This is a genomic window from Streptomyces sp. NPDC058880, from assembly GCF_042742535.1.
Taxonomy (GTDB): Bacteria; Actinomycetota; Actinomycetes; order Streptomycetales; family Streptomycetaceae; genus Streptomyces.
This window is the reverse complement of the sequence record NZ_JBHYMC010000138.1, coordinates 1-1628: the sequence shown is the minus strand read 5'-3', so window position 1 is coordinate 1628 and position 1628 is coordinate 1. Positions and strand designations below refer to the sequence as shown.

Here is a 1628-nt window from a genome sequence, read left to right as displayed (position 1 = left end):
CGGGTCTGTTCCGTAGTCGGTGGTGACGGAGGGTGTGGTCAGCCCAGGAGGATGCGGTGGCGGAGGAGAGGGAAACTCGCGCGGCCGTACATCTGGCGCTTGATCAGCTTGGTTTTGTTGTTGACGCCTTCGGTGCCGCCATTGTGGTGCGGCAGGGTGAAGGCGGCGTCGACTGCGGCGCGGTCCTTCTCGAGCCCCCGGGTGAAGGCATGCAGGTGGGGCAGGTCCTCGGCCTGGGCCGCGGTGATCCAGGTGCTCAGCAGAGCGGCATTGCCGTCGGCGGGATCCAGTAGCGCTGCGAAGCGGTGGATGAGGTCGGCCAGAGCCGTCATCTCCTGGCAGGCGGCTCGGGCGGCCTCGATACGTTCCCGCTGATGGTCCTTGAGGCGGTCGGGGCGGGTGAGCAGGTAGCGGGCCAGGCGCCGGGGAGAGAGCGCTGGCCGGTCGGCCTCGACGCGGCCCTGGTTGATGTAGCGGACCAGCAGGTTCGAGCTGCCGGTGTAGCCCAGATCCCTGATCTCCTGGAGGAGATGGGTGACGGGCACGGCCGGGTCCTCCAGCCGCCGTTGGCGCAGGTGATCGCGGTAGGGATCCACCAGGGTGGGCCGGTACTTGGGGGCGCGGATGAGGCGCTCGGGCTCGGCGACACGGTCGTAGCGCTTGACGGTGTTGAGCGCCAGGTTCAGGCGCCGTGCACACTCCAGCAGGCCCACTCCGCGCTCGCGCAGGGCGTGGACCTGCTGCCATCGCTCGCGGGTGGTGGCGGCCTGTCTCCCCTCGGCCGGGGGCGGGCCGGCTTTCGCCCAGCAGATGCTGTGGGCGGAGACTTCTTTGCGGACGGCCTCGGCGAGGTTGTGCCACAGGTGCCAGCGGTCGCTGATCTGGACTGCGTCGGGCAGGGCTCGGCGGATCGCCTCGGCGTAGGTGGCCGATCCGTCCCGGCACACGGCCTCGATGCCCGGATGCTCGCGCAGCCAGGCTTCCAAGGTGGCGGCCTCGCGGCCGGGCAGTACCTCGATCCGCTGGCCGGTCTCGGCGTTGATGATGATCGTGGCGTAGCTGTGCCGGCGCCGCAGGGCGAAGTCGTCGACCCCGATCACCCGCGGGATCCGCACCCCCGGCAAGGGCACCCGCCGCAGCAGTCGCAGGGCGGAGGCGTACGACACGGGCACGGCCAGCGAACGGGTGAGCCGGGCGGACGCCCGGCCGCATAACTCCTTGACCAGCTCGGAGAGCTGGCTGGTCAGACGTGTGGTGCGGCGCTGATGCCGTTCCAGGAGCCCGGGGACCTGCTCTCGGAAGGTCTGCCGACCGCAGTCCCGGACCGGGCAGACCAGCCGTCGTATCCTCACTCGGACCACGACCTGTCGGCCGTCGACCGGCACATCCCGCACCGTCCGGCCGTGATACCCGTGGACCCTTCCCGTCAGCACCCCGCACAGCGGACAGGGAACGGGAACATCCCGGGTCCGAGCCGAAACCTGGACTGTCTCGCCACCGTCCGCCACATCCTCGATGACCAACGCCGACAACCCCGAAAACACCGTTCCCACAAGCGCGTTCGCATCATGCACGCTCGATGATCACAGGTGAGCACTCACCGTCACCACCGACTACGGAACAGACCC

Annotated in this window: 1 protein-coding gene; it reads right to left on the bottom strand. The window is 69.5% G+C overall.

Translation table 11 applies throughout. The features are described 5' to 3' along the window. Positions 1–38 precede the first annotated feature (38 nt). Positions 39–1544: an ISL3 family transposase gene (locus ACFW2G_RS33060; protein ID WP_384446720.1), complete on the bottom strand. Its 1506-nt coding sequence runs from the start codon at positions 1542–1544 to the stop codon at positions 39–41. Positions 1545–1628 lie beyond the last annotated feature (84 nt).